The sequence below is a fragment of the Streptomyces sp. NPDC059832 genome (genome assembly GCF_042731715.1).
Classification (GTDB): Bacteria; Actinomycetota; Actinomycetes; order Streptomycetales; family Streptomycetaceae; genus Streptomyces.
Genome location: NZ_JBHWIY010000012.1, coordinates 1 through 24,030, shown reverse-complemented (window position 1 = coordinate 24,030; position 24,030 = coordinate 1). Strand labels below are relative to the sequence as shown.

Genomic DNA, 24,030 nt, shown 5'->3' with positions numbered 1-24,030 from the left:
GACATGACCGACACCACCGAGCTGTCAGCCCGCTGGACCGACCGGCTCACCGAACTGACGGCCCGTCACTCCGTCCCCGGCGCCGGCCTCGCGATCCTGCACCGCGGCGAGATCGTCGCCGAGGCCGCCGTCGGCGTAGCCAACACCGAGGCCGGGATCGGGACGACCACCAACACCCTCTTCCAGATCGGCTCGATCTCCAAGGTCTGGACCACCACGGTCGCCATGGCCCTGGTCGACGAGGGCCTGCTCGAACTGGACGCCCCCCTCGTCTCCGTACTCCCCGAACTGCGCCTCGCGAACGAGGAGTTGACCGAGGGTGTGACGCTCCGGCACCTCCTGACCCACACCAGCGGCATCGACGGCGACCTCTTCACCGACACCGGCCGGGGCGACGACTGCCTGGAGAAGTACGTCGCGCTGCTGGGCGACACCACCCCCAACCACCCGCTCGGCGCCACCATGTCGTACTGCAACGCGGGCTTCACACTGCTCGGCCGGGTGCTGGAGGTCGTGACCGGTGTCCAGTGGGACGAGCTGATGCGCGAGCGCCTGTACCGGCCGCTCGGCCTGACGCACACCGCGACCCTGCCGGAGGAGGTGCTGCGCTTCCGTGCCGCCATCGGGCACCTGGGGAGCCCGCCGGAGCAGGCCCCGATGTGGGGGCTGATGCGTTCGGCCGGACCGGCCGGACTGATCTGCTCCACACCGCGCGAGGTACTGGAGTTCGCCCGGCTGCACCTCGGCAAGGGCGTCACCGGCGACGGCACCAAGCTCCTCTCGGAGGAGTCCGTGGCCGCCATGCAGACCCCGCAGGTCGAGATTCCCGACCCGCACATCCTGGGCGACGCCTGGGGGCTCGGCTGGTTCCTCGACACCTGGGACGGACACCGGGTGTACGGACACGACGGCGGCACGATCGGACAGAGCGCGTTCCTGCGGGTGCTGCCCGAGGCCGACCTGGCGATCTGCCTGCTCACCAATGGCGGCGACACCTCCAGCCTCTATCGGGACGTGTACGCGGAGATCGTCCAGGAGCTGGCCGGGGTGACGATGCGCACCACGATCGAGCCGGCGACGGAGCCGGTGGCGGTGGACCCCGCCGACTACGTCGGCGTGTACCAGCGGCTCTCCAACAGGATGGAGATCGTGGAGCGGGACGGCGGGCTGGTGATGCTGAACCGGATCACCGGACCGCTGGCCGAACTGGCACCCGACACGGAGACGGAGTACGAGCTGCACCCGGTCGAGCCGGGGCTGTTCGTCGTACAGCGGCCGGGGTTCGAGCTCTGGGTCCCGGTCGTGTTCTACACGCTCGCCGACGGCACGCCGTACATCCACCACGGTGGCCGCGCCACTCCCAAGGTGGGCTGACGTGACCGCGATCGTTTCCGCCCTGGAGGCCGGGCTGCCGGGTCTGCTGGCCGACATCGAGGAGCTGGTCCGCACCGAGTCGCCCAGCGAGGACCTGGCCGCGGTCACCGACTGCGCCCGCGTCGTCGCCGGGATCGGCACCCGGCTGACGGGCGCGGCGCCCGAGTGGATCGACGGCTCGGGGCGGCCCGCCCTGCGCTGGCGCTTCGGCTCCGGCGACCGGGTGCTGCTGCTCGGCCACTTCGACACGGTGTGGCCGGTGGGTTCCCTGGCCACTCACCCCTTCGCGGTCGCCGGGGGCCGGCTCACCGGGCCCGGCTGCTTCGACATGAAGGCCGGTGTGGTGCAGCTGTTCCACGCCCTGTCGGTGCTGGACGACCTGGACGGGGTCTCCGTACTCCTCACCGGCGACGAGGAGATCGGTGCCCCCACCTCGCGCACCCTGATCGAGGCCGAGGCCCGCCGGACCCGGGCCGTTCTCGTCCTGGAGGCGAGCGAGGACGGCGCGCTGAAGACCGCGCGCAAGGGGATGTCCGGCTACGAGCTGACCATCGCCGGACGCGCCGCGCACGCCGGTCTGGAGCCCCACAAGGGTGTCAACACGACCACCGAACTCGCCCACCAGGTCCTCGCGTTGTCCGCTCTCGCCGATCCGGCGGCCGGCACCACCGTGACACCGACCGTGACCTCCTCCGGCACCACGCGCAACACGGTGCCCGACGCCGCCCGGCTGCTGGTCGACGTACGTGTGGAGACGGCCGCCGAACAGGACCGGGTGGACCGTGCCGTGCACGGCCTCCGGCCGGTGCTCGACGGAGCCTCGCTCAAGTTCTCCGGCGGCCCGGACCGGCCGCCGCTGCCGGAGAGCGCGTCGGCGGAGCTGTTCGAACTCGCCCGCGGCCACTACGCGCAGCTGGGTCTCGGTCCACTGCGCGGCGTGGCGGTCGGCGGTGGCTCCGACGGCAACCTCACCGCCGGAGCGGGCACGCCCACGCTCGACGGCCTGGGGGCCGTGGGCGGCGGGGCACACGCGGACGACGAGCACGTGATCGTCGCCGAACTGCCCCGTCGCGCGGCACTCGTGGCCTCCCTGGTGACCTCGCTGCTGAGCGGATCGCCGACCGGCCCCGGCCGGGTGGAACCATGAGCGGTATGCGGGCGGACGCCGCGACCGCTGCCGCCACGGCGGCCGCGGATCTGGCCGCGCAGCGTGCGGGCGTCACCCTCAGGGAGCTGCACGGCCTGGACGAGATGCACGAGGCCTGCCGGGTACTGGACCGGATCTGGCGGCCCGACCCGGGAAACCCGCTGATCACCCCGGAACTGCTGCGGGTCTTCGCCCACTCCGGCAGCTATGTCGTCGGGGTCGACCGGGACGGCCGGATGGTCGGCTTCTGCCTGGGCTTCCTGGCCAGCGCCGGACTGCACTCGCACATCGCCGGAGTGGACGACAGCGTCCGGGGCCGCAATGTGGGCTTCGCGGTCAAACAGCACCAGCGGGCCTGGGCCCTGGCCCGCGACATCACCACCGTCACCTGGACCTTCGACCCGCTGATCAGCCGTAACGCCTACTTCAACCTGGCCAAACTGGGTGCGGCACCGAGCGAGTACCTGGCCGACTTCTATGGCGCGATGCAGGACGAGGTCAACGCCGGGACCGAGACGGACCGGCTGATGGTCCGGTGGGAGCTGACCGGCGCGCACGCCGTCGGATCCGCCGCGGGCACACCTCGCGTCGTCACCGTCGACGGCGCGGGTGCCCACGCCGTGGTCGGACTGGACGCCAAACCCGACGGCAGCCCCGTCGTCGGACGCCGGGACGGCGACACCGTCCTGGTCCGGATCCCCGCCGAGGCCGAGGAACTGCGCCGGACCGACCCGCCCCTGGCCCGCGAATGGCGGTACGCGCTGCGCGAGGTACTCGGCGGCCTGATGGCCGAGGGACACACCGTCACGGGATTCACCCGGGACGGCTGGTACGTGATCGACAGACATCAGGAGAATCAGGCATGAAACTCGTCGGTGTGGAACTGCGCCGGATCGCGATGCCGCTCGTCGCACCGTTCCGGACCTCGTTCGCCACGATGACCACCCGGGAGATCCTGCTGGTCAGGGTCGAGACCGAGGACCACGAGGGCTACGGCGAATGCGTCACCATGGCCGATCCGCTGTACTCCTCCGAGTACACCGAGGCCGCGGCGGACGTGCTGCGCAGCTATCTCGTGCCCGCGCTCACCGCGCTGCCGGCGCTCGACCCCTGGGCGGTCGCCCCGGCACTGGCCGCCTTCAAGGGCCACCGGATGGCCAAGGCCGCTCTGGAGACCGCCGTCCTCGACGCCTGGCTGCGCGCCCACGATCTGTCGATGGGCCAGTGGCTGGGCGCGACGGCCGAACGGGTACCGGCCGGGGTGTCGGTCGGCATCATGGACTCGGTCCCCGCACTGCTCGACGCCGTCGACGGCTATCTCGCCGAGGGCTACCTGCGGATCAAGCTGAAGATCGAACCCGGCTGGGACGTGGAACCCGTGCGCGCGGTCCGGGAGCGCTTCGGCGACGACGTACTGCTCCAGGTCGACGCCAACACCGCGTACACCCTCGCCGACGCCGCACAGCTGGCCCGGCTCGACCCGTACGGGCTGCTGCTGATCGAACAGCCCCTGGACGAGGAGGACATCCGGGGACACGCGGCGCTGGCCGAGCGGGTGCGCACCCCCATCTGTCTGGACGAGTCCATCGTCTCCGCCCGCTCGGCGGCCGACGCGATTGCCATGGGCGCCTGCTCGGTAGTCAACATCAAGCCGGGGCGGGTCGGCGGCTATCTGGAGGCCCGGCGGATCCACGACGTGTGCGCCGCGCACAGCGTCCCGGTCTGGTGCGGCGGAATGCTGGAGACCGGCCTCGGCCGGGCCGCGAATGTCGCCCTTGCCGCACTGCCCGGCTTCACCCTGCCCGGAGACACCTCCGCCTCCGACCGGTACTACCGGACCGACATCACCGAACCGTTCGTGCTGAAGGACGGCCATCTCGACGTGCCTGGCGCACCCGGGCTCGGACTCTCCCCGATCCCCGAGCAGTTGGCCGCAGTGACCGAATCGACCGAATGGATCAGCCGATGACCGCAACCGTGTCGGGCACCGTCGAGACCAGGATCCGGACGGCGTTCGACGACGCCGAGGTCCAGGGACACTTCTTCGCCCGAGAGATCGACGGCGACCGCACGATCGGCGTCGCGGCGGACGAACCGGTCTGCCTCGCCTCCGTGTTCAAGATCCCGATCGCACTCGCCTACGCACGCGAGGCCGCCGCAGGACGGCTGGAGAGGACCGAGCGCCACTCGGTGGACCCGCGCTATCGCGACGGCGGCATCGGCACCTCCGGCTGCGCCGACCCGGTCGAGATGAGCCTGCGCGACCTGGTCTACATGATGCTGACTATGAGCGACAACGCAGCCACCGATGTGGTGCTGGCCCGGGTCGGTCTGGACACCGTCAACGGGCTGCTCGCCGAACTGGGTCTGCGTCGGACCCACTTGATCGGTGGCTGTCTGGAGCTGACCGGCTCGCTCTTCGCCGACCTCGGCGTGACCACCGAGGTCGAGGCGCACACGAGGATGGCGGCACTTGCCGCGCAGGGGCCGGAGAAGCTGCTGGAGCTGTCGGTGTGCGTCCCGGAACGCACCACCCGGGGTACGGCCCGCGACATCGCGGAACTGCTGGTCCGGATCTGGCGCGACGAGGCCGGCCCCGCCGAAGCCTGCGCCGAGGTACGGGCCGTGATGTCCCAGCAGATATGGCCGCACCGACTGTGGTCCGGCTTCGACGACAGCTACCGCATCGCAGGCAAGACCGGGACGCTGCCGGGCTGGCGCAACGAGGCCGGGGTGATCGAGGACCGCGACGGCGGGCGCTGGGCAGTGGCCGTCTTCACCCGGTCCGACAGGCCGGACCTGCACAATTCCCGGGCGGACCGGGTGATCGGGCAGGTGGCAGCACTCGCCGTCGACGAACTCCGATCAACTACCTTGTGAGGATGACGGAGCAGCCACGGGCCGTGCTCGGCCGGATCCTCAACGATCTCGGGTCGACGTTGATCGAAGTGGTGGCCGGGGAGGCCGACCCGGCCCGCACCGTCAGCGGAGTGCTGATCCAGGACCCCCTGGACGAACCGGCGAGGCTGCCCGGGGCGGTGGTGCTCGGCGTCGGTGTGTACGGCGCCGGGCCGGTCGCCGCCCTGGTCGACACGGCCGCCGGGCTCGGCGCGGCGGCCGTGGTGGTCCGCTCGCCGGTCCCGGTGGACGGACCCGTGTCCGATGCGGCCGCCCGCACCGGCCTGACCGTACTCGGCCTGACGCCCGGCGCCTCCTGGGCCCAGGTGGCCGCGCTGCTGCGGTCGCTGCTCGCGGTCGACGAACTCGGCACGGTGGGCGGCCCCGACGAGGCGGACGGCACCGAGCCGCTCGCCGGTGACCTGTTCGCCCTGGCCAACGCGACGGCCGGGCTGCTGGACGGCCCGGTCACCGTGGAGGACCGTGGCGGACGGGTGCTGGCCTTCTCCAGCCGGCAGGACGAGGGCGACGACGCCAGGATCGCGACCATCCTCGACCGTCAGGTGCCCGCCGAGAAACTGCGCGCCCTGGAGGAACGCGGCGCCTTCCAGGCCCTCTACCGGAAGGAGGAACCCGTCTATGTGGCCGGCGTCTCGGACAAGCCCCGGATGGCCATCGCCGTCCGCGCGGGCGGCGAGATCCTGGGATCGATCTGGGTCGTGGTCGACGGACCGCTGAGCGCGGACCGCGCACAGGCGCTGCAGGAGGCGGCGAAGGTGGCCGCCCTGCATCTGCTGCGCCGCCGCACGGGTGAGGACGCCGAACGACGGCTGCGTGCGGATCTGCTCGCCACCGTCCTGGAGGGCGGTACGCACGCACCGCAGGCCGCCGTGCGGCTCGGCCTGTCCGCGCAGCCCGCCTGCGTACTGGCACTCGCGGTGACCGGCGAGCAGTTCGCGCCCGACCGGGTGGCCGCGGGCCATCGGGTGGCGGAGGCACTCACCCTGCACCTGGCCGCGATCCACCCCCGTACCGCCGCCGCCACACTCGGCGGAGTCACCTACGCGGTCCTGCCCGCGAGTTCGGACGAGCAGGGGCTGCGGGTGGCCGAGGCGTTCCTCGGCCGGATAGGGGACCGGGTGCCCGCCGTCATCGGAATCGGCCGGCTCGCCTCCCGCCCGGTGGAGCTGCGCCGCTCGCGCGCCGACGCGGACCGTGCGCTGCGGGTCCTCGGCTCCGGTCGTACGCAGCGCAGGGCGGCACGGCTGTCGGACGTCTACGCCGCCTCGCTGCTGGAGGAGCTGACGGACCGGATGGCCGCCGAGGACGATCTGCCGGACGGCCCCGTCATACGGCTGCTCGTCTACGACGCCCGGCACAACACGGCCCTCACGGAGACCCTGGACGCCTGGCTGAGCACCTTCGGCGATGTGCCCGCCGCCGCTGCCGCCGTACACATCCACCCCAACACCTTCCGCTACCGGCTCAAGCGGCTGGCCGTGGTCGCGGGCATCGATCTCAACGACCCGGAGGCACGATTCGAGGCGATGCTGCAACTGCGGCTGCGGCGCCGCACTCCTGAGGCGGGACACCCGTAGCCGTCCGGACGGAATGGTGCAAGAGTTTTCGCAACGGACGGGACACACCGATGTCCGCAGGTTCACGCGCGCGTCCGAACATCGACGATGGGACAGATGTCATGCCTCTCCAGGGAGAGTACGAGCCGAGCCCCGCGCAGTGGGTCCGCGATCAGGTCGAGCTGTTCGAGAGCTCCGGCGGCACCGAGGGAACCACGATGCGCGGCCTGCCCGTCATCATCCTCACCACCCGCGGGGCCAAGAGCGGAAAGATCCGCAAGACCCCGCTGATGCGGGTCGAGCACGACGGCGCCTATGCCGTCGTCGCCTCGCAGGGCGGCGCCCCCAAGCACCCCGTCTGGTACCACAACATCGTGGCCGACCCCCGGGTGGAACTCCAGGACGGCCCGGTCCGACAGGACATGAACGCCCGTGAGGCCACGGGCGACGAGAAGGGCCTGTGGTGGCAGCGGGCGGTCGAGGCGTTTCCCGACTACGCCGACTACCAGCGCAAGACCGACCGGAAGATTCCGGTCTTCGTCCTCGAACCGGCGGCCGAGGCACACTGACGGCTGTCCACCACCCACACCAGGAGCGCGAGCGCGCTGAACGCGGCGCCGAGGAGGCACACCGCGCCCCACCCGGCCATCGCGTGGACGGCCGTCGAGGCGAGGGCGCCCGTGGCGCTGCCGACCGAGTAGAAGACCATGTAGCCGCCGATCAGACGGCTTCCGGCGTCGGGACGGACCGCGTAGATCAGGCTCTGGTTGGTGACATGGACGGCCTGCACGGCCAGGTCGAGGACGACCGCGCCGATCGCCAGCGCCCACAGCGACTGCCGGGTGAGGGCGAGCGGGAGCCACGACACGGTGAGCAGGACCAGTGCGGTGCCGGTCGTCCACCCGGCGAGACCCCGGTCGTGCAGGCGTCCGGCCGGCGCGGCCGCGAGCGCGCCCGCGGCTCCCGCGAGCCCGAACGCCCCTATCGCGGTGTGCGACAGCGACAGCGGGGGTGCGCTCAGCGGGAGCGCGACGCAGCTCCACAGGGTGCTGAACGCGGCGAAGACGAGCAGGGCGAGCAGCGCGCGGACCCGCAGTACGCGTTCCTCGGCGAACAGCGTGAACGTCGAACGCAGCAGTCGTAGGTACCGCATGGAGGCCGGTGGTGCCGACCGGCGGGGCAGCACGCGGTACAGGGCCAGGGTGAGCACGAGGGTCAGTGCGGCCGAGGCGAGATAGACCGAGCGCCAGCCCGCGAGGTCGGCCAGCGCGCCGGAGACCGTGCGGGCGAGCAGGATCCCGATGACGATTCCGCTGGTGACCAGGCCGACCGCGCGGCCACGTCGGTCCGGGGCGGACAGCGACGCCGCGAAGGCCACGAGCGTCTGGGTCACCACGGCGAGAAAGCCCACAGCGGCCAGGGCGGTCAGCAGGACCGGCGCGGTGGCCGCCGTGCCGGTGGCGACGAGCGCTGCCGCGAGCAGCGCCAGCTGGGTCACGACGAGGGTTCGCCGGTCGACCAGATCGCCCAGGGGCACCAGCAGGAACAGCCCGAGGCCGTAGCCGATCTGGGTGAGTGTCACGACGACGCCGATGGTCGCCGCACTGATCCGGAAGTCCTGACTCAGGGTGACCAGCAGGGGTTGCGCGAAGTAGACATTGGCCACCGCCACTCCGGAGGCGACCGCGAAGAGCAGCGTGGTGCGTCCGGACAGAGCGGGTGCCGGTGTCCCCCCGCTGGTGTCCGCGGTCCTGATCGTTCTCTCGCTGTCGGTCACGGGTGCCCCTCGATCAGTTCGGTTGCAAGTTGCTACCGGGTGGACGTTAGCGTCAGCTGGTAGCATGTTGCAACCGATGATGTGAAGGGGAACGGAATGGTCAAGCGGACGCGCCTCGACGACAGCGACTGCCCGGTGGCCCGCTCGGTCGACGCGATCGGCGACTGGTGGTCGCTCCTGATCGTCCGTGACGCGTTCGACGGCAGCCGCCGCTTCGGGGAGTTCCAGCGCAGTCTGGGGGTCGCGAAGAACATCCTGGCGGCGCGGTTGCGCGAGCTGGTCGGGGGCGGGATTCTCGACATGGTTCCGGCGGCCGACGGCGGGGCCCGCCACGAATACGTGCTGACGGCCAAGGGCAGGGACCTCTTCCCGGTCATCGTGGCGCTGAGGCAGTGGGGCGAGGGCCACTTCTTCGACCCCGGCGAACCGCATTCGGAGATGGTCGACCTGCGCCACGGCCGAACGCCCCGGGCACTGGAGGTCCGCGCGGCCGACGGGCGCCTGCTCGGACCGGACGACATCACGGTGCGAAAGGTCGAGCGTCTGGGAACGTCGGCGCCCGCATAGCGCGGCCCGCCACCCCCGCCTTCCCGGTCGCGTCCCCGTCACGTGAGGTGCATACGCACCCGCACCACCCCGGACGGTCGATCAGGACGCGCGCCCGCGCGGCCCCGCACGCTCCAATGGACGGGTGACAGCGCCCCCGGACGACTGCCTAGCGCGCAATGAGTGGCTCTGCGGGGCCTACCTCTCCAGCCGTCGCGAGATTCTCTGGGACGCCGTCGTGCAGCACCTTCAGCTCACCGTGGCCGCCGTGCTCATCGGACTGGTCCTCGCCGTCCCGCTCGCCCTCGCGGCACGGCACCGGCGCTGGGCGGCGGGACCCGTGCTCGGCGTGACGACGATTCTCTACACCGTGCCGTCGCTCGCCATGTTCTCGCTGCTGCTGCCGGTGTACGGACTCTCCGCCTCCCTCGTGGTCGCCGGGCTCGTGCTGTACTCGCTCACCCTCCTCGTACGGAACATCCTCGCCGGACTGCGCGCGGTGCCCGAGGAGACCCGGCAGGCCGCGCGCGGCATGGGGTACGGCCCCCTGCGGCTGCTGCTCGCCGTGGAGCTGCCCCTCGCGCTGCCCGCGGCCATGGCCGGACTGCGGATCGCGACCGTCTCCGCGGTCTCCCTGGTCACGGTCGGCGCGATCGTCGGCTACGGCGGACTCGGAAACCTCATCTACTCCGGGATGAACACCTACTTCAAGGCCCAGGTGCTCACCGCCTCCGTCCTCTGCGTCGTCATCGCCGTCGCCGCCGACCTGCTGCTCCTGCTCGCGCAGCGACTGCTGACCCCGTGGACCCGGAGGCAGTCGTGAACACCCTCGCCGACGCCTGGTCCTGGCTCACCACCTCCGCCAACTGGTCCGGTGACGGCGGCATCCGGAACCGGCTGGGCCAGCATCTGTTCCTCACCGTCGTCTGCCTGCTGATCAGCTGCCTGATCGCGCTGCCGGTCGCCGTGGTCCTCGGCCATCTCGGCAAGGGCGGGGCACTCGCCGTCAACATCTCCAACATCGGCCGGGCCGTGCCGACCTTCGCCGTGCTGGTGCTGCTGCTCCTCACCCCGATCGGCGGGCACGGCGAGTGGCCGACCGTCATCGCTCTCGTGCTCTTCGCCGTACCTCCGCTGCTCACCAACGCCTATGTCGGCATGCGGGAGGTCGACCGCGACGTCGTGCGGGCGGCCAGGGGAATGGGCATGACGGGCGGACAACTGATACTGGGCGTCGAGGTGCCGCTCGCCCTCCCACTGATTCTCACCGGCGTACGGATCGCCGCCGTCCAGCTCGTCGCGACCGCCACCCTCGCGGCGCTGGCGGGCGGCGGGGGACTCGGCCGCATCATCACGGCGGGCTTCAATCTCGCCTCCACCGCCCAGGTGGTCGCCGGGGCGGTGCTCGTCGCGGTCTTCGCGCTGATCGTCGAAGGGCTCTTCGAGGCGGGCCGGCTGCTCGTTCCCGGCCGGTTCCGCGGCGGGGGATCCGGATGAGGCCACGAACCGCCGTCGCCGTGCTGCTGGTACTGCTCCCGGCGGCCGGGTGCGGCACCGGCCCCTCCCTGGAGGACCGGGGCGAGGTCACCGCACCGCCAGGGGACAGCAAGCACCTCACCATCGGCTCCGCGGGCTTCACCGAGAGCGATCTGCTCGCCCAGATGTACGCGCTGCTGCTGGACCGGGCCGGCTACTCCACGAAGATCATCTCTGTCACCAACCGGGAGATCTACGAACCGGCGCTGGAGAGCGGTCAGATCGACGTCGTGCCGGAGTACGCCGCCACCTTCGCGGACTGGCTGAACGCAAAGAAGAACGGCGCCGACGCCACCCCGGTCGGTTCGCCCGACCTCGCCGCCACCATGAAGGCCCTGCGCGCGCTGGCCGCGCCCCGTGGTCTCATCGTCCTCGACCCCGGGCGCGCCGTCGACCAGAACGCGTTCGCGGTTGCCGCCCGGTACGCGTCCGCACACCGCCTCAGGACCCTCGGCGACCTGGGCAGGTCCCGGCTGCCCGTGCGTCTGGCCGCCGGTGACGAATGCGTGCAGCGCCCCTACTGCGCACCCGGGCTGAAGAAGACGTACGGCATCCGCATCACCGCGGTGGACCCCAAGGGCGTCGGCACCACCCAGGCCAAACAGGCCGTCCAGAACGGTCAGGACCAGATGGTGCTGACCACCACGACCGACGCCACGCTCGACAGCTTCGGCCTCGTCCTGCTCGCCGACGACAAGCATCTCCAGAACGCCGACTACCTCGTCCCCGTCGTCAACCGGTCCCGGGCGGGCAGCGCAGGCGTACGCACGGCGCTGGGCAGGCTCAACACCGTGCTGACCACCGCCGACCTGGCCCGGCTCAACGAGCAGGTCGACAGCTGGCGGCGGCTGCCCGAGGACGTGGCACGCGCCTACCTGGAGTCCAAGAACCTCGTCCCGCGCGGATGACCGCCCCCGCACACCGCCGCGGACCACCGCCGCCTCGCGAGGTCAGGCCGTCAGCCTTCCGGGGAGCCAGCCCAGCTGCACGGCCTCCTGGAACGGCCCGCCGCCCTCGTGATCGTTGAAGTCGTACACCTCGATGGTCTTGTCCTGGTGGGCATAGGCGTTGAAGGCGGCGAAGACGGTCGAGGGCGGGCAGGTCATGTCCTCCAGGGCCGTCGAGAACAGCGCCGGCGCGCGCCCGCGTGCGGCGAAGTGCACCCCGTCGAAGTAGGACAGCGTGGCCCGCGCCCGCTCGGCCCGGCCGCGGTGCGTCTTGAGGTAGTTGCCCACCTCGCGGTACGGGGTCCGGTCGGTGACCGTGAGGGCGCGGGGGAAGTCGCACAGGAACGGGACGTCCGGCGCGATGGCCACGAGGTCGGGTATCAGCCCGCCCACGGCGAGCGTGATGCCGCCGCCCTGGCTCTCGCCGATGGCCGCGGTGCGCGCCGCGTCGGTCAGCGGGTGCGAGCGCGCCGCCTCCACCGCACGCACCGCGTCGGTGAACACCCGCCGGTAGTAGTACGACTCCGGGTCCTCGATGCCCCGGGTCATGAAGCCGGGGTACGCGGGGGCGCTGCCCACCGGGTCCGGGGTGTCGCCGACGAGCCAGCCGCTGCCCTGGCCGCGGGTGTCCATCACGAAGTGGGCGAAACCGGCCGAGGCCCAGAGCAGATGGGTGTGCGCCAGGCCCCGCCCACCGCCGTAACCGATGAACTCGACCACCACCGGCAGCGGCTGGGTGGTGCCCGCCGGGACGAGGAACCAGCCCTTGACCGGGTGGCCGCCGAAGCCCGCGAAGGTCACGTCGTACACGTCGACGGTGCTCAGCCCCGTGCCGGTGCGCAGTTCGAAACGGGCGTCGAGGTCGTGGGACCGGGCCTCGTCGAGCGTCTTCGACCAGAACGCGTCGAAGTCCTCCGGCTCCACCGACCCGCTGCGGTAGTCGCGCAGCCGGTCGAGCGGCAGATCGAACAGGGACATGTGGGACCGCCTTCTTCGCGGGGATGGTTGATCACACCGTACGGGGAGGGCGTGCGGTGAAGAAGTGGTGCCCGGCCCCTTGACCGGCGCCCGGCCGACCCTCACAGTACTCGTTAATGCGCATTACTAATACGCATTAATCGATGTGAGGAGCCATGGTGGAGGAACCCAGGAAGCGGGCCAGGCCCGGCCGCGCACCCGCACCGGCAGGCCGCACGGCCCGCCCGCGCCAGGCGGAGGTCGCACGGCTCGCCGGGGTCTCGCAGGCCACGGTCTCGCTGGTGCTCGCGGACAAGAGACAGGGCCCCGCGATCTCGGAGGAGACCCGGCAGAAGGTCCTGGAGGCGGCCCGCAGTCTCGGTTACGTCCCCGACCCGGCGGCCCGCAGGCTCGCGGCGGCGCGCAACAACCTGCTGGGCGTGTTCAGCTTCACCGCGACGTTCCCGACCGATGTGCAGCACTCGTACTACCCGTTCCTGGTGGGCGTGGAGCACGAGGCCGCGGAGCGCGGCTACGACCTGGTGCTGTTCACGGGGTCGAGCACCGGCGGCGCGGGGGCCGCCGGACCCGACGCGCTGAACCGGGTCCGTCTCGCCGACGGCTGCCTGTTCCTCGGCCGCCACGCGCCGGCCCGGGAGCTGGGCCGGCTGGTCGCCGACGGCTTCCCGGTGGTCCACCTCGGCCGCCGGGACGAGCCGGAGGGCCTGCACTGGGTCGGCGCCGACTACGTGAGCGCCGCCCGGGAGGTCGTCGACCACCTCGCCGCGCTCGGGCACCGGAGGATGGTCCTGATCCGCGAGGACGACGAGGCGCCCGCCTCCACCGACCGCGAGCAGGGCTTCCTCGAAGGGCTGGAGGCGGCCGGTCCGGCCGACGGCCCCGGGGCCGTCTTCCGCTCCGCGGACCCGGAACGAGACCTCACCCCCGAGCGGCTGCGGAGCTGGCTCGCCGACGGCGTCACCGCGTTCGTCGCCGAGGAGACCGACACCGGGGCCGCCTGGCGCGCCCTGCGCCGCGCCGTCGCCGAAGCCGGGATCGACTGCCCGCGCGACGCCTCCCTGGCGCTGCTCGGCAGCCCGCCCGCCGATCTCGCGGACGGGCCCGAACCCACCGGTTTCGACATCCCCCGTACCCGGCTCGGCGCGGCCGCCGTACGCATGCTCGCCGCGCTGGTCGCGGGGGAGGAGGCCACCGAACCCCTGGTCGCCTGCACCTTCCGGCCCGGCGTCACCTCGGGCCCGCCGCCCGCCACCGAGGACCACCGACCGACCGCACCACCCGTACGTACAGCTCAAGGAGACCAGTGATACCCGAACCGGACATCCTCGTCGTGGGCGCCGGACTCGGCGGCGTCGCCGCCGCGCTCGCCGCCTGCCGCGCCGGACGCACCGTCGTCCTCACCGAGGAGACCGACTGGATCGGCGGCCAGCTCACCTCCCAGGCCGTCCCCCCGGACGAGCACCCGTGGGTGGAGCAGTTCGGCACCACCGCCTCGTACCGCCGACTGCGCGAAGGCATCCGGGCGTACTACCGCCAGTGGTACCCGATGCGTTCCGAGGCCCTCGCCCTCACCGACCTCAACCCGGGCGCCGGACGCGTCAGCAAGCTCTGCCACGAGCCACGCGTCGCGCTCACCGTGCTGGAGGCGATGCTCGCACCGCACCGGGCGGCCGGCCGCCTCACCCTGCTCACCGAGCACCGGGCCGTGGCCGCCGAAGCGGACAACGATGTCATCCGGGCCGTCACGCTGGAGGACCTCCGGACCGGCGACCGCACCACCGTCACCGCCCGCTACGTCGTCGACGCCACCGAGACCGGTGAACTCCTCGAACTCGGCGGTGTCGAGCACGCCATCGGCGCCGAGGCGCGGAGCGAGTTCGACGAACCGCACGCCCCCGAACAGGCCCAGCCGCTCAACCAGCAGGGCATCACCGTGTGCTTCGCGCTCTCCCACCACGAGGGCGAGAACCACACCGTCGACCGCCCCGCCGACTACGACTTCTGGCGCTCCTACCGCCCCGGCTTCTGGCCCGGCCCGCTCCTCGGATTCCAGGCACCCGACCCGCGCTCCCTGGAATCCGTACCGCGCGCCTTCGTCCCCAACCCGGACGTCGACCCGCTCGCCGTCAGCGCCGACCAGAGCGCGGACGCGGGCGACAAGGAGCTGTGGGGCTTCCGCCGCATCCTCGCCCGGGGAATGCACCGCCCCGGTGCCTTCGACTCCGACATCACGCTCGTCAACTGGCCGCTCAACGACTACTGGCTCAAGCCGCTGATCGGTGCCGGGGACGAGGTCTCCGCACAAGCGGTCACCGAGGCACGGCAGTTGTCGCTGTCGGTGCTGTACTGGCTGCAGACCGAGGCCCCACGCCAGGACGGTGGCACCGGCTTCCCCGGGCTGCGGATCCGCCCCGACATCACCGGCACCGACGACGGCCTCGCCAAGGCCCCGTACGTACGCGAGTCCCGCCGGATCAAGGCCGTCACCACCGTCACCGAGCAGGACGTGGCGATCGACCTCGTCGGCCCGCACGGCGGAACACGCCACCGGGACGCGGTCGGCGTCGGCAGCTACCGCATCGATCTGCACCCCTCCACCGGAGGAGACAACTACATCGACATCGGCTCGGTCCCGTTCGAGATCCCGCTCGGCGCCCTCGTGCCACGCCGCGTCCGCAACCTGCTGCCGGCGGGCAAGAACATCGGCACCACCCACATCACCAACGGCTGCTACCGGCTCCACCCGGTGGAGTGGAACATCGGCGAGGTCGCCGGTGCCCTGGCCGCCCACTGCCTCACCGAGGGCGTCGAACCGCAGCAGGTCCAGTCCGAGGACAAGCGGTACGAGGCGTTCGCCCGGCTGCTCGACCGCGACGGGGTCCAGCGCCACTGGCCCGACGTACGCGGCTACTGACGGCCCGTCCGGAATCCGTGAAACGCCGGGTGGGACAGCTCCACCTGTCCCACCCGGCCCGCCCGCGCATCAACCCACCCGCACAAGGAGGTGCCCAGCCATGACCACCCACCGCATCCGCGTCGGTATCGACGTGGGCGGAACCTTCACCGACGCCGTGGCCGTCGATGCCACGACCCTCGAACTGCTGGGGCAGGTAAAGGTTCCCACCAGCCACCACCACGAGGACGGGGTCGCCCACGGCATCGTCGAGGCACTCGACCGGCTGCTGGAACGGACCGGCCGCGCCGCCGAGGACGTGGCGTTCCTGGCCCACGGCACGACACAGGCTACCAACGCCCTGCTGGAGGGCGATGTCGCCACCGTCGGGCTGATCGGCATCGGAACGGGACCCGGCGCCGCGCTCACCCGCCGGCTCGCCTCGCTCGGCAGGCTCGAACTCGCCCCGGGCAAGCGGCTGCCGCTCTCCTACGCCCATGTGGCCGACCCCGAGAACGCCGACGAGGTGCGCGGCGCCGTCGACGCGGTCACCCGGGACGGCGCCCAAGTGCTCGTCGCCAGTGAGCCGTTCGGCGTCGACCGGCCGGAGGGCGAGCGCGCGGTCCTCGAAGCGGCCCGCCCGCGCGGACTGCCGATGACGGCCGCGCACGAGATCACCTCCCTGTACGGACTCGCCAAGCGGACCCGCACCGCCGTGGTCAACGCCGCGATCCTGCCCCGGATGCTGGCCACCGCGGACCTCGTCGACGCCTCCATCACCAAGGCCGGGGTGAACGCGCCGCTGATGGTGATGCGGTGCGACGGCGGTGTGATGTCGCTCGACGAGATGCGCCGACGCCCACTGCTGACCGTGCTCTCCGGCCCCGCCGCGGGAGTGGCGGGCGCGCTGATGCAGGAACGGATCAGCGAGGGCCTGTTCCTGGAGACCGGGGGCACCTCCACCGACATCAGCGTCGTGCGCCGCGGCAAGGTCGCCGTCCGGCACGCCACCATCCTCGGCAGGGCGTCGTACCTCTCCGCGCTCGATGTGCGGACCGTCGGCGTCGGTGGCGGGTCCATGGTCCGGATCGGCGGCGGCAGGGTCGTCGGCGTCGGGCCCCGCAGCGCACACATCGCCGGACTGCCGTACGCCTGCTTCGCCACGCTCGACGAACTGCGCGACGCGCGCGTCGTCACCGTCCGGCCGATGGAGGGCGACCCCGACGACTACGCCGTGATCGACGCGGCCGGCGGGCGGTACGCGCTCACGATGACCTGCGCGGCCAACGCGCTGGGCCGGGTGCCCGAGGGCGACTTCGCCCGCTGCGACCAGGACGTCGCCCAGGCCGCGCTGGCCCCGCTGGCCACCGCGCTGTCCACCGATGTCACGACGGCCGCCGCCCGGCTCCTCGACACGGGCATCGAACAGGTCAGGGCCGTGACCGACGCCATGATCCGCGACTACCGGCTGGAAAAGGACACCGCGGTGCTGGTCGGGGGCGGCGGAGGCGCCGCGTCCGTGACCCCGCACCTGTCGTCCGTCACCGGCCAGGAGGGCCGGATCGCCCGGCACAGCGAGGTCATCAGCCCCATCGGAGTCGCCCTCGCCCTGGTCCGTGAACAGATCGAGCGGATCATCCCGGGCGCCGGCCAGGAACAGATCCTCGCCGTCCGCGCGGAGGCCGAGGCGGCCGTCTTGGCCCAGGGCGCCGCCGCCGACGGCGTGGAGGTCGAAGTGACCGTGGACCCGCAGACCAGTACGGTGCGGGCGGTGGCCACCGGTGCCACCGAACTCCGCACCCAGGACCGCGCCCACCGCGCCGACGGGGACGAACGGCTGCGCGCCGCGGCGGCCAGCCTCAAGGCCGACCCCTCGGACGTGCGCATCCTGGCCGGCACTGCCGCCCACACCGTCTACGGCACCGAGATCCGGCGCCGCTTCCGCACCACCCGGCACCCGGTGCGGGTCGTCGACGCCGATGGTGTCGTCCGGCTGCACGCCCCCGACGCCCTGGTGGAGACCACCACCGTCGCCCGCGCCCCCGAGACGCTCGCCCGGCTCGTCGGCGAGGCCACCTCGTACGGCGACGGCGGAGTCCGGGCCCCCGCCCTGCGGCTGCTCATCGGCTCCCGCATCGCCGACCTCTCCGGCGTCCTGGATCCGCAGCCGCTGCTCGCCCTGGCCCGCAGCGAACTCGGCACCCGCGCCGCGGACGAGTCCGTGATCGCGGTCGTGGAGGTACGGACGTGAGCCGGACCGCCGACCTCGCCGCCACGGACGACGTCGAGTTCGGCGTACGGCTCCTGGCGGCCACCCCCACGCACGAAGGACGCGACCGCGATCTGCTGCGCCACTGGGCCACCGTGGCGACGGAGTTCGGTGCCCGGCTCACCCCCGCCCCGTCCCGCGCCCGCGTCGTCGAACGCGACGGCGGGCTGGAACACGGCCTCCTCGCCCGCTACACCTCGCGCCCCGCGACCGTCGAGCTGTACACCGACACCCTCGCCCGCGCGGAGGCCCTGGTCGACGAGTGCGGCTGGCGCCACTGGTACCCGACGGGCTCGGTGCGCGCCGCGGCCCTCGCACACGAGGCCGTCCACGAACTGCTCCACCACGGCCCGGCGAAGGCGGTACTGAAACGCGCCCTCGGCCATGTCGTGCTGCGCGCCGGACGCCGACGCCTGTACGGCCATGTCGCCGGGGCCGAGGAGATCGCCGCCCACGCCTACGCCCGCACCGCCTGCGGACTCGGCCGCAGCCCGCTGCTGCTGACCGCCGCGCTGGCCACCGCCGACGCGCACCCCTCCGCCGCACCGCACGGAAGAGAGAAGTAACGCCATGGGCGTCGTCATCCTCCTCGTCATGGCGGCCGGTGTCGCCGCGATGCTCACCCGGAAACTCCCCACGGCCTTCGCGCTCGTCGTCCTGGCCGTCGTCATCGCCCTCGTCGCGGGCGCCCCGCTCACCGGCAGGAACAGTGTCCTGGACACGGTCCTCCAGGAGGGCGCACCCGCCCTCGCCGCCACCATGATCGCCATCCTGCTCGGCTCCTGGCTCGGCAAGCTCCTGGACGAGACCGGCATCGCGGGCACCCTCGTCCGCAAGATCGTCGAATTCGGCGGCGACCGTCCGGTCGTGGTGGCCCTCGGCGTCCTCGCCGTCTCCACGCTCGTCGGTACGGTGACGGGCTCCGCGCCCGCCGCGATGCTCGCCGGAATCATCGGCATCCCGGCGATGATCGCCGTCGGCATCCCCAAGGTGACCGCGGCCGGCACGATCCTCCTGGGCATCGCGGCGGGCATGCCGTTCGAGCTCCCGGTCTGGCAGTTCTTCTCCACCGCGCTCGAACTACCCGTCCCCACCGTGCGCGGATTCATGGTCAAGCTGTTCCCGTTCGCGCTGGCCGCCGCGGTCCTCTTCGTCCTCGTCGAGTCCCGCCGCCGCGGCGTCGAGCACGCCTGGTCCGCCAAGTCCCCTGCGCCGAAGCCGCGTTCCAGCAGGCGTGCCCGGCTCGGCGACGCCCCCTGGTACGCGCTGCTCACGCCGGTCGTGCCCCTGGTCCTGGCGCTCGGCCTCGACGTGGCCATCATTCCCTCGCTGCTCGCGGGCGTTCTGTACTGCCTGGTCACCACCACCCGGCCGCGCGAGATGAACAAGCGGCTGCTGCGCACCCTGTACGGCGGCTTCGAGGTGGCCGCCGCGCCGATCACCCTGTTCATCGCCATCGGCATCCTGCTCGCGGCCGTGAAGCTGCCCGGAGCGATCGAGGCGCTCGAACCTCTCGTCAAGGCGGTCAGCCCGCAGAACGCGGTGCTGTTCGTCCTCGTCTTCACCGTCCTCGTACCGCTCTGCCTCTACCGCGGCCCGCTCAACGTCTTCGGTCTCGGCGCGGGCATCGCCGGTGTCCTGATCGCCGCCGGCATCTACCCCGCCACCGCGGTCCTGGGCCTGGCCACCTCGTACAACCAGGTTTTCGGTGTCGCCGACCCCACGAGCACCCAGACCGTGTGGAGCGCTCAGTACGCGGGTGTCACCCCGCAGCAGGTGATGCTCCGCACCCTGCCGTACGTCTGGGCCGTCGCCCTCGGTGGCTTCTGCGTGACCGCCGCCACCTGCCTCTGACACGTTCACCCACTCCCGGGACGGAGCTCACCCCTGAACGAGCCGCAGACGAATCCGTCTCGCCTGCGTCAGGGGAGCGGCGGCAACCTCCTGATCACCGAGTACGAAGCAGCAGTCACCCCGCCTCACTCCTGATGCGGACGTGACATGCGACGACAACTCCCAGAGCCCTCGGGGGAGGGACGGGCGTCCGCGCCCGTCCCTCCCTACGCGTCCGCGACCGAGTCGAAGCGCACCTCGTTTCGGCCCACGCCCCGCGCGTCCGCGTCGACCGAGCGGCGCAGCGCCTCGTGGAGCTTGGCCGGCGTCAGCACGCCGAGGAACCGGGACCCGTCCAGTACCGCGACCCACCCCGCGTCGTGCTGGAGCATCTCGCTGAACGCCTGCTTCAGCGGCGCCCCGACCGGCACCCAGGCATCCATCCTGCGGGCCAGTTCGCCGACCGTGCCGTGGTCACCCGCGATCCGCAACGCGTCCGCCGCCACCCAGCCGTGCAGATCGCCGTCGCCGTTCAGCACCACCGCCCAGCGGGCACCCGTGCCGCCCAGCCGCGCCGCCGCCGCGCCGGCCGGTTCGTCCAGACGGGCGACCGGCGGCTCCTCCAGGTCCGCCGGCTCGATCGTGGTGACCGAGAGCCGCTTCAGGCCCCGGTCGGCGCCGACGAACTGCGCCACGTACGGAGTCGCGGGAGCCCCGAGCACGGCGCCCGGGGTGTCGAACTGCTCGATGCGCCCCGACCCGTACACCGCGATCCGGTCGCCCATCCGGACCGCCTCCTCGATGTCATGGGTGACCATCAGGACCGTCTTGCGGACCGTCGCCTGCAGGCTCAGGAATTCGTTCTGCAGCCGCTCGCGCACCACCGGGTCGACCGCGCCGAACGGCTCGTCCATCAGCAGTACCGGCGGATCCGCCGCCAACGCCCGTGCCACACCCACCCGTTGGCGCTGTCCGCCGGAGAGCTGCGCGGGGTACCGGGAGCCATACGTCTTCGGGTCGAGGCCCACCAGATCCAGCAGCTCGGCCGCACGCTCCCGGGCCCTCGCCCGTTTCCAGCCGACCAGCGCGGGGACGGTCGCGGTGTTGTCGAGGACCGTGCGGTGCGGGAAGAGACCGACCTGCTGGATGACGTAGCCGATCCGGCGGCGCAATTTCACCGGGTCGACGCCGGCGATGTCCTCGCCGTCGACGAGGATCCGTCCCGACGAGGGCTCGATCAGCCGGTTCACCATCATCATCGTGGTGGTCTTGCCGCAGCCGGACGGTCCGACGAGGGTGACCAGCTCTCCCTCGGCGACCTCGAAGGAGAGGTCGTCGACCGCTCTGGTGCCGTCCGGATGCACCTTGCCGACCTGCTCGAACCGGATCATGCCTGCACGGTAGGAGGCCCCCGGGTGTTCCGCACACGGGCCGCGACTGTCCGTGTCACGGCCATGTGCTGAACTGTCCGTGACATCTGATTCAGGAGCACCTTGTGAACAGCTACCGGCACCCCGGCATCGTCTTCACCGACCGCTATTTCACGGTCCCGCTCGACCACGGCGATCCGGGTGGCGAGCAGATCGAAGTCTTCGGCAGGGAGGCCGTGGCGAGCGACAGGACCGGCGAGGAGCTGCCGTGGCTGGTCTACCTGGAGGGCGGCCCCGGGTTCGGCGCCCGGCGTTTCGTCGGCGCGGAGGCCTGGCTGGGACGGGCCGTGCGGGAATTCCGGGTGCTGCTGCTCGACCAGCGCGGCACCGGCCTCTCCACCCCGGCCAACCGGCAGACCCTGCCGCTGCGCGGCGGCCCGCGCGAGCAGGCGGACTACCTCGCCCACTTCCGGTCGGACAACATCGTGCGTGACTGCGAGCTGATCCGCCCGCAGCTGACCGGCGGCGAACCGTGGACGGTCCTCGGCCAGTCCTTCGGCGGCTTCTGTGCCGTCCGCTACCTGTCGGCCGCTCCCGAAGGGCTCAAGGCCGTCCTCATCACCGGTGGGCTGCCCTCCCTCGACGCGCACGCCGACGACGTGTACCGGGCCGCCTACCCCCGGATCGAGCGCAAGGTCGCCGCCCACTACGCCCGCTACCCGCAGGACGCCGAGCGCGCCCGGGAGATCACCGCCCACCTGGCGGAGCACCGCCCGGAAAGCGCCGGACACCGTCTGACGCCCGAGGGGTTCCAGTCCCTCGGCATCATGCTGGGCGGCGGCAACGGCAGCCACCAGCTGCACTATCTGCTGGAGAACGCCTTCGTCCGTACGCCGCTCGGCACCGAGCTCTCCGACACCTTCCAGGAGGCCATGCGGGCCGCCACCTCGTTCGCCGGGCATCCCTTGTACGCGCTGATGCACGAGGCGATCTACGGCCAGGGCGAGCAGCCCACCGGCTGGGCGGCCGAGCGGGTCCGTGCCGAATTCCCGCAGTTCGACGCCGCCGCGGCGATCGAGGGCGACGGTCCGGTGCTCTTCACCGGTGAGAGCATCCACCCCTGGCACTTCGAGGTGGACCCGGCGCTGCGCCCGCTGCGCGAGACCGCCGAACTGCTGGCCGCCCGTACCGACTGGCCGCCGCTGTACGACCCCGAGCGCCTGGCGGCCAATCAGGTGCCGGTCGCGGCGGCCGTCTACCACGACGACATGTACGTCGACACGGAACACGCGCTGCGCACGGCGTCATCGATCCGGGGTCTGCGCACCTGGGTGACCAATGAGTACGAGCACGACGGGCTGCGTGCGGGCGGACCGCGGGTACTGGACCGGCTGCTCGCCCTGGTCCGGGACGACGTCTGACCGTTCTCCGTCCTTCTGGTCTCCGTGAGTGGGAGGAGCCGGCCACGCAGCGCGCGTGACCGGCTCCTCCCGCTCACGGAACCACGGGCGTCAGCTCTGGAGGGCGTGCAGCGTGGCGTCCAGGCTCGTGGCCGAGCGCGGGGCCCGGTTGTACGGGAGCTTCGACAGGGCCGCCGCCATGCCGCAGGTGTTGGTCACGGCGGAGAACACGAGACCGGAGCCGACCCCGGCGGAGATCCAGCGTGCCGCGGGGAAGCGCATCCCGGCGAGCAGGCCGGCCACCACGAGCGAACCGGCGGCGAGCCGGACCTGACGTTCCATCGGCCAGGTCGCGCGGGCTCCGGCCGGGTGGTCGAGATCGCGGCCCTCGCCCTCCCAGGCGGAGGTGCCGCCGGAGAGCGTCACGGCGTCGATGTCGGCGGCGGCGAGAATGTCGCAGGCCCGGGTGGAGCGGACGCCGGAGGCGCACACCATCAGCAGCGAGCCGCGGGCCGCGGCGGACTTCAGCGCGGGCACGGCCTCGGAAAGGCGGTCCAGCGGGATGTTCAGCGCACCGGGAACGTGTCCGGAGGCGTACTCGCCGGGAGCCCGCACATCGATCACGGTGAATTCCGCGAGGCGGGCCGCGGCCTGGGCGGGGGAGAGGGAGACGGGGCTGGTCACGAGCAGTGTTTCCTTTCGTTCACCGGGGCTCGGGAGGGAAGCGGTCCCCCCTTCCCCGGTCGGGTTAGAATACCCCTTGGGGTATCAGGAGGAGGATGTTGTGGAACTCGACATGGCGGCCGACGAACTGAAATCGGTCCTCAACCGCCTTCGCCGCGCGCAGGGCCAGCTCGCCGGGATCATCAGGATGATCGAGGAGGGCCGGGACTGCGAGGACGTGATCACGCAGATGGCGGCCGTGTCCCGGGCGCTGGACCGGGCCGGTTTCGCGATCATCGCGACGGGTCTGCAGCACTGCATGGCCGACGGCGGCCAGGAGCCCGCGGACCGCGACCAGATGCGGGCACGGCTGGAGAAGCTCTTTCTCTCGCTGGCCTGAGCCGGCCGGGCCGGCCGAGGAGGGGCGCCGTGGTTCATGTCACGGCGTCGACGAGCATGAACACGGCCACGGCCAGCAGCACCGCGCCGAAGATCCGTTGCAGGGCGGCCGTGGACACCTTCGCGGCGAGCCGCTGCCCGTCCCAGGCGCCGAGCACCGCCGTCGCCGTGAACGGGGCGATCGTCGCCCAGTCCAGCGCGGTGGGCGTGGCGAGCCGGGTGACCAGCGCGGCCGTGGAGTTCACCGTGATGACCAGCAGGCTGGTGCCGACCGCCGCCGTCATCGGAACGGCGACCACGGTGACCAGCGCGGGTACCACGAGGAACCCGCCGCCCACGCCGAGGAACCCGGTCACCGCGCCGAGCCCGGCGCCGGTCCGCGCGACCCGTCCGGCGGGCGCGGCGCCCGCACCGTCCCCGGCC

23 protein-coding genes are annotated in these 24,030 nt (G+C 72.1%); 18 read left to right on the top strand and 5 right to left on the bottom strand.

The genetic code is table 11. The features are described 5' to 3' along the window. The first annotated feature begins 3 nt into the window (after positions 1 to 3). The 7 genes from ACFV8T_RS22075 (at position 4) to ACFV8T_RS22045 (ending at position 7,565) form a co-directional block, all read left to right on the top strand. A complete protein-coding gene (locus ACFV8T_RS22075; protein WP_385329939.1) occupies positions 4 to 1,374 on the top strand; it encodes a serine hydrolase domain-containing protein in 1,371 nt (456 codons plus the stop codon). 1 nt (position 1,375) lies between these two features. Further along, entirely contained in the window at positions 1,376 to 2,521 is a 1,146-nt protein-coding gene (locus tag ACFV8T_RS22070) for a M20 family metallopeptidase (protein WP_385329936.1), read from the top strand. Then, positions 2,518 to 3,387 (top strand): GNAT family N-acetyltransferase, encoded by an 870-nt coding sequence (locus ACFV8T_RS22065; protein ID WP_385329933.1) that lies wholly within the window; start codon positions 2,518 to 2,520, stop codon positions 3,385 to 3,387. Before ACFV8T_RS22070 ends, ACFV8T_RS22065 begins: the two co-directional genes overlap by 4 nt. Further along, positions 3,384 to 4,490, top strand: coding sequence for an o-succinylbenzoate synthase (gene menC, locus ACFV8T_RS22060; protein WP_385329931.1), 1,107 nt, complete (start codon positions 3,384 to 3,386; stop codon positions 4,488 to 4,490). The genes ACFV8T_RS22065 and menC overlap by 4 nt, the downstream gene beginning before the upstream one ends. Next, positions 4,487 to 5,401, top strand: a complete 915-nt coding sequence (locus ACFV8T_RS22055; RefSeq protein WP_385329929.1) for a serine hydrolase — start codon at positions 4,487 to 4,489, stop codon at positions 5,399 to 5,401. The genes menC and ACFV8T_RS22055 overlap by 4 nt, the downstream gene beginning before the upstream one ends. Positions 5,402 to 5,403: 2 nt before the next feature. Beyond that, on the top strand, positions 5,404 to 7,017 hold the full coding sequence (locus ACFV8T_RS22050) for a PucR family transcriptional regulator (protein ID WP_385329926.1): 1,614 nt from the start codon (positions 5,404 to 5,406) through the stop codon (positions 7,015 to 7,017). 101 nt (positions 7,018 to 7,118) lie between these two features. After that, complete coding sequence (locus ACFV8T_RS22045) at positions 7,119 to 7,565, top strand: nitroreductase family deazaflavin-dependent oxidoreductase (RefSeq protein ID WP_385329923.1); 447 nt, start codon at positions 7,119 to 7,121, stop codon at positions 7,563 to 7,565. Here the strand turns inward: ACFV8T_RS22045 and ACFV8T_RS22040 are convergent. After that, complete coding sequence (locus ACFV8T_RS22040; RefSeq protein WP_385330455.1) at positions 7,499 to 8,752, bottom strand: MFS transporter; 1,254 nt, start codon at positions 8,750 to 8,752, stop codon at positions 7,499 to 7,501. The two genes, ACFV8T_RS22045 and ACFV8T_RS22040, sit on opposite strands and share 67 nt — an antisense overlap. 117 nt (positions 8,753 to 8,869) lie before the next feature. Between ACFV8T_RS22040 and ACFV8T_RS22035 the strand changes: the two genes are divergently transcribed. The 4 genes from ACFV8T_RS22035 (at position 8,870) to ACFV8T_RS22020 (ending at position 11,763) form a co-directional block, all read left to right on the top strand. Continuing rightward, a complete protein-coding gene (locus tag ACFV8T_RS22035; RefSeq protein ID WP_385329921.1) occupies positions 8,870 to 9,340 on the top strand; it encodes a winged helix-turn-helix transcriptional regulator in 471 nt (156 codons plus the stop codon). 124 nt (positions 9,341 to 9,464) lie between these two features. After that, positions 9,465 to 10,142: an ABC transporter permease gene (locus ACFV8T_RS22030; RefSeq protein WP_385329919.1), complete on the top strand. Its 678-nt coding sequence runs from the start codon at positions 9,465 to 9,467 to the stop codon at positions 10,140 to 10,142. Next, positions 10,139 to 10,816 carry an ABC transporter permease gene (locus ACFV8T_RS22025; RefSeq protein WP_385329916.1) on the top strand — a complete coding sequence of 226 codons (678 nt, stop codon included), beginning with the start codon at positions 10,139 to 10,141 and terminating at the stop codon, positions 10,814 to 10,816. Before ACFV8T_RS22030 ends, ACFV8T_RS22025 begins: the two co-directional genes overlap by 4 nt. Continuing rightward, entirely contained in the window at positions 10,813 to 11,763 is a 951-nt protein-coding gene (locus tag ACFV8T_RS22020; protein ID WP_385329914.1) for an ABC transporter substrate-binding protein, read from the top strand. Before ACFV8T_RS22025 ends, ACFV8T_RS22020 begins: the two co-directional genes overlap by 4 nt. A gap of 42 nt (positions 11,764 to 11,805) precedes the next feature. Here ACFV8T_RS22020 and ACFV8T_RS22015 read toward each other — a convergent pair whose 3' ends face one another. Next, positions 11,806 to 12,780 (bottom strand): acetylxylan esterase, encoded by a 975-nt coding sequence (locus tag ACFV8T_RS22015; protein ID WP_385329912.1) that lies wholly within the window; start codon positions 12,778 to 12,780, stop codon positions 11,806 to 11,808. A 155-nt stretch (positions 12,781 to 12,935) separates the two neighbouring features. On the opposite strand from ACFV8T_RS22015, the gene ACFV8T_RS22010 reads away from it, so the two are divergent. The 5 genes from ACFV8T_RS22010 (at position 12,936) to ACFV8T_RS21990 (ending at position 19,796) form a co-directional block, all read left to right on the top strand. Beyond that, entirely contained in the window at positions 12,936 to 14,087 is a 1,152-nt protein-coding gene (locus tag ACFV8T_RS22010) for a LacI family DNA-binding transcriptional regulator (RefSeq protein WP_385329910.1), read from the top strand. Continuing rightward, the gene (locus ACFV8T_RS22005) at positions 14,084 to 15,694 is read left to right on the top strand and encodes an FAD-dependent oxidoreductase (protein WP_385329907.1); all 1,611 of its coding nucleotides are present in this window, start codon (positions 14,084 to 14,086) and stop codon (positions 15,692 to 15,694) included. The genes ACFV8T_RS22010 and ACFV8T_RS22005 overlap by 4 nt, the downstream gene beginning before the upstream one ends. Before the next feature lie 100 nt (positions 15,695 to 15,794). Beyond that, positions 15,795 to 17,924 carry a hydantoinase/oxoprolinase family protein gene (locus ACFV8T_RS22000; RefSeq protein WP_385329905.1) on the top strand — a complete coding sequence of 710 codons (2,130 nt, stop codon included), beginning with the start codon at positions 15,795 to 15,797 and terminating at the stop codon, positions 17,922 to 17,924. Beyond that, the gene (locus ACFV8T_RS21995; protein WP_385329903.1) at positions 17,921 to 18,508 is read left to right on the top strand and encodes a hypothetical protein; all 588 of its coding nucleotides are present in this window, start codon (positions 17,921 to 17,923) and stop codon (positions 18,506 to 18,508) included. Before ACFV8T_RS22000 ends, ACFV8T_RS21995 begins: the two co-directional genes overlap by 4 nt. 4 nt (positions 18,509 to 18,512) lie before the next feature. Next, positions 18,513 to 19,796: a transporter gene (locus ACFV8T_RS21990; RefSeq protein WP_385329900.1), complete on the top strand. Its 1,284-nt coding sequence runs from the start codon at positions 18,513 to 18,515 to the stop codon at positions 19,794 to 19,796. 206 nt (positions 19,797 to 20,002) lie between these two features. Here the strand turns inward: ACFV8T_RS21990 and ACFV8T_RS21985 are convergent, their stop codons facing one another. After that, positions 20,003 to 21,166: an ABC transporter ATP-binding protein gene (locus ACFV8T_RS21985; RefSeq protein WP_385329898.1), complete on the bottom strand. Its 1,164-nt coding sequence runs from the start codon at positions 21,164 to 21,166 to the stop codon at positions 20,003 to 20,005. Between the two features lie 104 nt (positions 21,167 to 21,270). Between ACFV8T_RS21985 and ACFV8T_RS21980 the strand changes: the two genes are divergently transcribed. Beyond that, positions 21,271 to 22,566: an alpha/beta fold hydrolase gene (locus tag ACFV8T_RS21980; protein WP_385329897.1), complete on the top strand. Its 1,296-nt coding sequence runs from the start codon at positions 21,271 to 21,273 to the stop codon at positions 22,564 to 22,566. Between the two features lie 90 nt (positions 22,567 to 22,656). Here ACFV8T_RS21980 and ACFV8T_RS21975 read toward each other — a convergent pair whose 3' ends face one another. Next, positions 22,657 to 23,229, bottom strand: a complete 573-nt coding sequence (locus ACFV8T_RS21975) for a rhodanese-like domain-containing protein (RefSeq protein ID WP_385329894.1) — start codon at positions 23,227 to 23,229, stop codon at positions 22,657 to 22,659. A 100-nt stretch (positions 23,230 to 23,329) separates the two neighbouring features. Here ACFV8T_RS21975 and ACFV8T_RS21970 point away from each other — a divergent pair, with 100 nt between their 5' ends. After that, the gene (locus ACFV8T_RS21970; RefSeq protein ID WP_093546175.1) at positions 23,330 to 23,608 is read left to right on the top strand and encodes a metal-sensitive transcriptional regulator; all 279 of its coding nucleotides are present in this window, start codon (positions 23,330 to 23,332) and stop codon (positions 23,606 to 23,608) included. 34 nt (positions 23,609 to 23,642) lie between these two features. Here the strand turns inward: ACFV8T_RS21970 and ACFV8T_RS21965 are convergent. Continuing rightward, the coding region (locus ACFV8T_RS21965; protein ID WP_385329891.1) for a TSUP family transporter at positions 23,643 to 24,030 on the bottom strand (388 nt) is incomplete at its 5' end.